This window comes from Streptomyces lunalinharesii (assembly GCF_039532155.1).
In the GTDB taxonomy this organism is placed as follows: domain Bacteria; phylum Actinomycetota; class Actinomycetes; order Streptomycetales; family Streptomycetaceae; genus Streptomyces; species Streptomyces lunalinharesii.
This window is the reverse complement of sequence record NZ_BAAARK010000080.1, coordinates 1-8,864: the sequence shown is the minus strand read 5'-3', so window position 1 is coordinate 8,864 and position 8,864 is coordinate 1. Positions and strand designations below refer to the sequence as shown.

General features: G+C 70.2%; 1 protein-coding gene. It reads right to left on the bottom strand.

Annotated elements, in window-relative coordinates:
- On the bottom strand, positions 1-8,864 hold an 8,864-nt coding region (locus ABD385_RS40665; protein WP_425585595.1), incomplete at both ends, for an SDR family NAD(P)-dependent oxidoreductase.

The following is an 8,864-nucleotide window of genomic DNA, read 5'->3' as shown; positions in this document are numbered from 1 at the left end:
CCTCAGGCAACACCAACGGAGCAGCCAACGTCAGCTCCTCCACCCGATCACAACCCACCCCATCCCCCGCACACAACACCATCTCCAACAACGCAGCCCCAGCCACAACCACCCGACCCAACACCACGTGATCCGCCAACCACGGCAGAGACTGCACAGAAAGCCGACCAGTGAACAACACCCCCTCACCAACCGCCAGCTCCACCAAAGCACCCAACAACGCATGCTCCGTCACACCAAGCCCCACAGCACGAACATCACCAACACCACCAGCCCGACCCACCGGCCAGAACCACTCACGCTGGAACGCATACGTCGGCAGTTCCACCCACCGCGCGCCAAGACCAACGAAGATCGCGGCCCAGTCGGCCGGGGCGCCCGCAGTGTGCAATTGCGCGAGCGCGGCGAGTGCAACAGCCTCTTCTGAACGGTCCTTACGCAGCAGTGGGACCGTGACGGAGGACTCGGTGAGGGACTGTCCCGCCATGGCGGAGAGGACCCCGTCCGGGCCGAGTTCGAGGAAGGTGCGGACGCCCTCGGCCTCCAGGGCCGCCACGCCATCGGCGAAACGGACCGCCTCGCGAACGTGCCGCACCCAGTAGTCGGCGGAGCCCAGTTCTTCAGGCGCGGCCAGTCCACCCGTCAGGTTCGACACCACCGGGAGGGTGGGCGCCGCGTAGGACAGTCCTTCCGCAACGGTGCGGAAGTCGTCCAACATCGGATCCATCAACGGCGAGTGGAACGCGTGCGAAACCCGCAGTCGAGTGGTGCGACGTCCCTGGTCAGCGAAGTGCTTCTCGACGGCCAACGCCGCAGGCTCCGCACCCGAGACGACCACGGAGGCCGGACCGTTGATCGCGGCGATCGCCAGTTCGTGGGAAAGGTGCGGCAGGACCTCGTCCTCCGTCGCCTGGACGGCAATCATCGCGCCACCCTGCGGAAGCGCCTGCATCAACCGAGCACGGGCCGCCACCAGGCGGCAGGCATCCGCCAGCGACAACACACCCGCAACATGCGCCGCAGCAATCTCACCGATCGAGTGACCAGCGACGAAGTCCGGCCGCACACCCCAACTCTCCACGAGCCGGAAGAGGGCGACCTCCACGGCGAACAGTGCCGGCTGCGCCCAACCCGTCTCGTTCAACCGGTCGGCATCATCACCCCACATCACCTCCCGCAGCCCAATCTCCGACGACAGCTCCGCGTCCAAGCGCGCAAGCACCGCGTCCAACGCCTCGGCGAACACCGGGAAGCGGTCGTACAACTCACGACCCATTCCCAACCGCTGCGAACCCTGGCCCGAGAACAGCACCGCGCGACGGCCGGTGCGGAGGGGGTCGGTCACTGCGGCGGAGTCCGCCTGGCCCGCCGTGATCGCGGTCAACGCCCGGGCCGCCTCGGCACGATCCGCAGCGAGTACCACTGCCCGGTGGTCGAAGGTGGAGCGGCCGGTGGCAAGGGCCATGCCCACGTCCACCAGGCGCAGGTCCGCGTCGTCCTCGATCGCGGACCGCAACTTCGCTGCCTGGTCACGCAGGGCGTCCTCCGACTTCGCGGACAGCACCCACGGCACCACGGCGGGAGCCACGGTGCGGGCCTCCGGCACCGGACGCCGCAGCCCTTCGGGCCGTTCCAGGATCACGTGGGCGTTGGTGCCGCTGATGCCGAACGACGAGACACCGGCACGCCGGACCCGTCCGGTCTCCGGCCAGGTGGTCTGCTCGGTCAGCAGTTCCACCGCGCCCTCGGACCAGTCCACGTGCGACGACGGCTCATCCACGTGCAACGTCCGCGGCACCACACCGTGCCGCATCGCCAACACCATCTTGATGACACCCGCAACACCAGCCGCGGCCTGCGTGTGACCGATGTTCGACTTCACCGAACCCAACAGCAAAGGCTGCTCGCCATCCCGATCACGGCCATACGTCGCGAGCAGCGCCTGCGCCTCGATCGGGTCACCGAGCGTCGTGCCCGTTCCGTGCGCCTCAACCACGTCCACATCGAGCGGGGACAGGCCACCACTGGCGAGTGCCTGCCGGATCACCCGTTGCTGGGACGGACCGTTCGGGGCGGTCAGACCATTCGACGCACCATCCTGGTTGACCGCCGAACCCCGCACCACCGCCAGGATCTCGTGACCGTTGCGGACCGCATCCGACTGACGCTCCAGCACCAGCATGCCGACACCCTCGGACCAGCCGACGCCATCCGCCGCGTCCGCGAACGCCTTGCACCGCCCATCAGGCGACAAGCCCCGCTGCCGCGCGAAGTCCACGAACACCGCCGGCGTCGACATCACCGTCACACCACCGGCCAACGCCAGCCCACACTCACCACTACGCAACGCCTGCATCGCCCAATGCAACGCCACCAACGACGACGAACACGCCGTATCCACCGTCACCGCCGGGCCCTCCAAACCCAACGTGTACGCCACGCGACCCGACGCCAAACTCGGCGAACTCCCACTCCCCTGAAAACCCTCGAACTCCGGACTCGCCAACATCGCGCTGTAATCGCTGTACATCACACCCGCGAACACACCCGTCGCACTACCCCGCAAACTCAACGGGTCAATACCCGCCCGCTCAACCGCCTCCCACGACGACTCCAACAACAACCGCTGCTGCGAATCCGTCGCCAACGCCTCACGCGGACTCATCCCGAAGAAACCAGGATCGAACTCCCCTGCCTCGTGCAGGAATCCGCCAGAGCGGGTGTAGGAGGTGCCGAGGTGGTCCGGGTCCGGGTGGTAGAGGGACTCGACGTCCCAACCACGATTGGTCGGGAACGCGGAGACGGCGTCGGTGCCGCCGGTGACGAGTTTCCAGAGGTCGTCCGGTGAAGTGACGCCTCCGGGGTAGCGGCAGGCCATGCCGACGATGACGATCGGGTCGTCCGCGACGGCCGCGGCGTCGTCCCGGCGCACGATCGTGGCCTCGACGTCGGCACCCAGCAGCTCGTCCAGGACGTAGGAGACCAGCACCTCGATGGTCGGGTAGTCGAACACCATGGTCGCGGGCAGTCGAAGTCCGGTGACGGTGTTGAGGCGGTTCCGGAGTTCCACTGAGGTGAGGGAGTCGAATCCCAACTCGCGGAAGGCGCGCGCCGGATGGACGTCCGTGGCGTCGGCGTGGCCGAGGACCAAGGCCACCTGGCCGCGTACCAGGTCGAGGAGGACCTCCTGGCGTTCGACGGGGTTCAGGCTTGCGAGGCGTTCCCGCAGGCCGGTGGCGATGGTCGAGTCAGCGGCGGCTGCGCGCCGCGAACGGCCACGGATCAACGAGCGGAGCAGCGGTGGCACCTGTCCCTGGGCGCGCAGCGCCGGCAGGTCGAGACGGGCGGGCACGCTGGTGGCGTCGCCGGTGGTCAGGGCCGCGTCGAAGAGGGCCAGGCCCTGCGCCACCGAAAGCGGCGGCACACCGGAACGGCTCAAACGATCGACATCGGCATCCGTCAACGAGCCCGTCATGCCGCCGGACCGCTCCCACGGCCCCCACGCCAACGACACACCCGGCAGACCCAACCCCCGCCGCCGCACCATCAACGCGTCCAAGAACGCATTCGCCGCCGCGTAGTTGCCCTGCCCCGGACTGCCGAACGTACCCGCCACCGACGAGAACACCACGAACGCGGCCAAGTCCACGTCACGCGTCGCCTCGTGCAAGTGCCAGGCCGCATCCACCTTCGGCCGCAACACCCCCGACAACCGCTCCGGCGTCAACCCCACAACCAAACCGTCATCCAACACCCCCGCCGCATGCACCACCGCCGACACCCGATGCCCAGCCACCAACGCCAACACCGCAGCCCGATCCGTCACATCACACGCCCGGACCACCACCTCGGCACCGAGCGCCGACAGCTCAGCCACCAACTCGCCCACACCCGGCGCACGTTCACCACTGCGACTGACCAACAGCAGCTCCCGCACACCATGCTCAGCCACCAGATGACGGGCCAACACCGCACCCAAACCACCCGTACCACCAGTGATCAACACCGCACCCGCACCACCAGCGAACACCGCTCCCCCGCCCGTCGCCGACCCGCCCTCCGGCAACGGCCGACGGACCAAGCGGGCGGCGAGCACGTCACCTTCGGAGAGGCGTAGTTGCGGCTCCTCGCTGGTCAAGGCGGTGAGCGGGAGCGTGGTGGGGGCGTTCGGGTCCGCGTTCGGATCGAGGTCGAGCAGGGCGAAGCAGCCCGGGTTCTCGGACTGGGCCGAACGCACCAGGCCCCAGACCGCGGCGCCCGCCTCATCGTGCCCGGTCGTCGCGCCCCGGGTCACGAACACGAACTTCGAGTCCGCGAAGCGCTGCTCCGTCAGGCGGGTCTGCACGAGTTCCAACGCGCGGTGCGTCAGCTCGTGCGTGGCGGCCGGGGCGTCGATGACGTCCTCGGGCCCAGTCGGCGCGGGCGTCGCGAGGGGCAACACGACGAGTGCGGCGGTCGGTTCCTCGGTCGGCAGGGCGGTGCGGGCATCGACGTCCGCGCCGGAGGCAGTCAGGCTGGCGGCGACGTCGAGGATGTCTTCGCCGACGACCGTCACGGTCACAGGTGAGGTCGCGTTCGCGGTCGCCGCGTCGTTCGGCCGGGAAACGGATCCGGGTACCGAGGCCCAGTCGAGGCGGAAGAGCGCGTCGCGGGTGAGCGCCGCACCGGCACTCAGTGCGTCGGCCGAGATACTCCGCATGGCGAGGGCCTGGACGGCGGCGACGGGTGCGCCGGTGGGGTCGGCGATCGCCAGGGTGAGCGTGCCGTCGGTGTCGCGGCCGAGCCGGACGCGGACCACGGAGGCGCCGGAGGCGGCCAGGGTGACTCCGTGCCACGAGAAGGGCACGCCGGCCGCCTGGGCGTCGGCCCCGTCGGGCGCCATGAGCCAGGCGGCGTGCAGACCGGCGTCGAGCAGCGCCGGGTGCAGTCCGAACGCCTCGGCGTCGGGACGTCCGGCCTCCGGCAAGGCGGCCTCGGCGAACATCTCACCGTCGCGCCGCCACACCGCCAGCAGACCTTGGAAGGCTGGACCGTAGTCGAATCCCTCGGCGGAGCGGGACGCGTAGAAGTCGGTCAGGTCGACGGGCTCGGCGTTCGTCGGCGGCCACACCGTGGCGTCGAAGGGGACGGACGGCGCCGTCGGCTGGCCGCTGGCGAGGACACCGGTGGCGTGTTGCGTCCACGGGGTGTCCGTGGCCTGCTCGAGGCGCGAGTGGATGGTGAGGGTGCGCCGGCCGGTGTCGTCGGCGATGCCCACCCGGACCTGGGTCCGGAGCGCTCCGCGCGCCGGCAGGACGAGCGGTGCGGCGAGCGTCAACTCCTCCACGTGGTCGCAGTCGACCTCATCCGCGGCGCGCAGGGCGAGTTCCAGGAGCGCGGTGCCGGGCAACAGTGCCTGGCCCATGACGGTGTGGTCGGCCAACCAGGGATGCGAAGAGAGCGAGAGGCGGCCGGTGAACAGCAGTCCCTCGTCCTCGGCGAGTTCGACGATGCCGTTGAGGAGCGGGTGGGCGGCTCCGGCGATGCCGAGGGCGGTGGCGTCGCCGGTGGCGCGACTGGCGGAGGGCCAGAACGGGCGGTGCTGGAACGCGTACGTCGGCAGGTCGACCGGGTGGGCGCCGGTGGGCGCCAGGAAGGCGGGCCAGTCCAGCGGTGTGCCGGTGGTGTCCAGTCGGCCCAGTGCGGTGAGCAGGGTGCGTTCTTCGGATGCGTTCCTGCGGAGCGCGGGGATGGCGATGACCGCCTCGTCGTCGAGCGATTCCCTGGCCATGGCGGAGAGGACCCCGTCCGGGCCGAGTTCGAGGAAGGTGCGGACGCCATCGGCCTCCAGGGCCGCCACGCCATCGGCGAAACGGACCGCCTCGCGGACGTGCCGCACCCAGTAGTCTGCGGAGCCCAGTTCTTCGGGCGAGGCCAGTCCACCCGTCAGGTTCGACACCACCGGGAGGGTGGGCGCCGCGTAGGACAGTCCTTCCGCAACGGTGCGGAAGTCGTCCAACATCGGGTCCATCAACGGTGAGTGGAACGCGTGCGAAACCCGCAGTCGAGTGGTGCGACGTCCCTGGTCAGCGAAGTGCTTCTCGACGGTCCGGGCGGCTTCCTCGACACCGGAGACGACCACGGAGGCCGGACCGTTGATCGCGGCGATCGCTAGTTCGTGGGAGAGGTATGGGAGGACCTCGTCCTCCGTCGCCTGGACGGCAATCATCGCGCCACCCTGCGGAAGCGCCTGCATCAACCGGGCACGGGCCGCCACCAGGCGGCAGGCATCCGCCAGTGACAACACACCCGCAACATGCGCCGCGGCGATCTCACCGATCGAGTGGCCGGCGACAAAGTCCGGTCGTACGCCCCAACTCTCCACGAGCCGGAAGAGGGCGACCTCCACGGCGAACAACCCCGGCTGCGCCCAACCCGTCTCGTTCAACCGGTCGGCATCATCACCCCACATCACGTCCCGCAACCCGATCTCCGACGACAGCTCCGCATCCAGGCGCGCAAGCACCCCGTCCAACGCCTCGGCGAACACCGGGAAGCGTTCGTACAACTCACGACCCATTCCCAACCGCTGCGAACCCTGGCCCGAGAACAGCACCGCGCGACGACCGGGGTGTGGCGTGCCGGTGAGGGCGGAGGGGTTCGGCTCGTCCGCCGCGAGGGCGGCGAGGGCGCGCGTCGCCTCGTCGTGGTCGGCGCTCAGGACGACCGCCCGGTGGGCGAATCGGGAGCGTTGGGTGGCGAGGGACAGGGCGATGTCGGCGGGGGCGAGGTCGGGGTGCTGCTGCACGTGGGCGAGGAGGCGTGCGGCCTGGTCGCGCAGCGCCTGTGGCGACTTGCCGGACAGCGGCCAGGGCACCACGGTCGGGTCTGCGGACGGCAGCGTGGTCGATGCCGTTGGCGAGTCGGTGGTCGGCGCGGTCCCGTGCGTTTGCGACGCCGGCAGCGCGGGGTGTCGGGTGTCTTCCGGCTGTTCCAGGATGACGTGGGCGTTGGTGCCGCTGATGCCGAACGACGAGACGCCCGCTCGCCTGGCCCGGTCGGTGACGGGCCAGGCGGTTTCCTCGGTGAGGAGTGTGACGGCGCCCGCGGTCCAGTCGACGTGGGAGGACGGTGCGGTGACGTTCAGGCTGCGGGGCAGTACGCCGTGGCGCATGGCCAGCACCATCTTGATGACGCCCGCCACGCCGGCGGCGGCCTGGGTGTGGCCGAGGTTGGACTTCACCGAGCCGAGGAACAGTGGGCGGTCGGGGTCGCGGTCCTGGCCGTAGGTGGCCAGGAGTGCCTGGGCCTCGATCGGGTCGCCGAGGGTGGTTCCGGTGCCGTGCGCCTCGACCGCGTCCACGTCGGACGGGGACAGGCCGGCGCCGGCCAGTGCCTGGCGGATGACACGCTGCTGGGACGGACCGTTGGGCGCCGTCAGACCGTTCGACGCACCGTCCTGGTTGACCGCCGAGCCGCGCACCACCGCCAGGATCTCGTGACCGTTGCGGACCGCGTCCGAGCGGCGTTCCAGCAGCAGCATGCCGATGCCTTCGGACCAGCCGACGCCGTCGGCGGACTCGGAGAACGGCTTGGAGCGGCCGTCGGGGGCGAGTCCGCGTTGCCGGGAGAACTCGATGAAGGTGTCGGGGATCGACATCACGGTGACGCCGCCCGCGAGCGCGAGGGTGCATTCGCCGCCGCGCAGTGCCTGTGCGGCGAGGTGCAGGGCGACCAGCGAGGAGGAGCACGCGGTGTCGACGGTCATGGCCGGGCCTTCGAAGCCGAAGGTGTACGAGACCCGTCCGGAGGCGACGCTCAGCGCGCTGCCCTGGCCCTGGAACCCTTCGAACTCGGCGCCGTCGAGGCGGGTGCCGTAGCCGCTGTACATGACGCCGGCGAAGACGCCGGTACGGCTGTCGCGCAGGGTCATCGGGTCGATGCCGGCCCGTTCGACGGCCTCCCAGGAGGATTCCAGGAGCAGTCGCTGTTGGGAGTCGGTGGCCATCGCCTCGCGCGGGCTCATGCCGAAGAAGTCGGCGTCGAACGCGGCGGCGTCGTGGAGGAAGCCGCCGGCGCGGGCGTAGGAGGTGCCGGGGTGGGCGGGGTCGGGGTCGTAGAGGTTGTCGAGGTCCCAGCCTCGGTTGGTGGGGAAGTCGGAGACGACGTCGGCGCCGTCGCCGAGGAGCCGCCACAGGTCCTCGGGTGAGGTGATGCCGCCGGGGAAGCGGCAGCTCATGCCGATGACGACGATCGGGTCGTCGGTGGTGTCGGGGGTGGACGGCGTCGGCTGGTCGGGGTCCGACTCGGCGTCGGGGCCGAGGAGTTCGGTGAGGAGGTGGTCGGCCAGGGCTCCGGCGGTGGGGTAGTCGAAGACGGCCGTGGCGGGGAGCCGGAGGCCGGTTGCGGTGCCGATGCGGTTGCGCAGTTCGACCGCGGTGAGCGAGTCGAAGCCCAGGTCTCGGAAGGCGCGGGAGGGGTCGACGCCGTCTCCCGTGGTGTGGCCCAGGACCATGGCGGCCTGGTCGCGGACGAGGGTGAGGAGGGTTTCGCGTCGCTCGGCGCGCTGGAGCCCGGTGAGTTTTTCGGCGAGGCCCGTGGTGCCTGGCGTGCTGGCGGTCGTGCGGCGGACGGGTGCCTTGACCAGGCCGCGGAGGATCGGGGGGACGGTGGGCTGGTTGCGCAGTGCCGTCAGATCCAGACGCACCGGCACCAGAGCCGAACTGCCCGTCGCCAAGGCAGCATCGAACAACGCCAACCCCTGCTCCACCCCCAACAACGGCATCCCCGACTCAGCAGCACGACGGACCTCACGCTCCCCCAACCCCGCCGTCATCCCCACACCCTGATCCCAAGCACCCCACGCCAACGACACACCAGGCAAA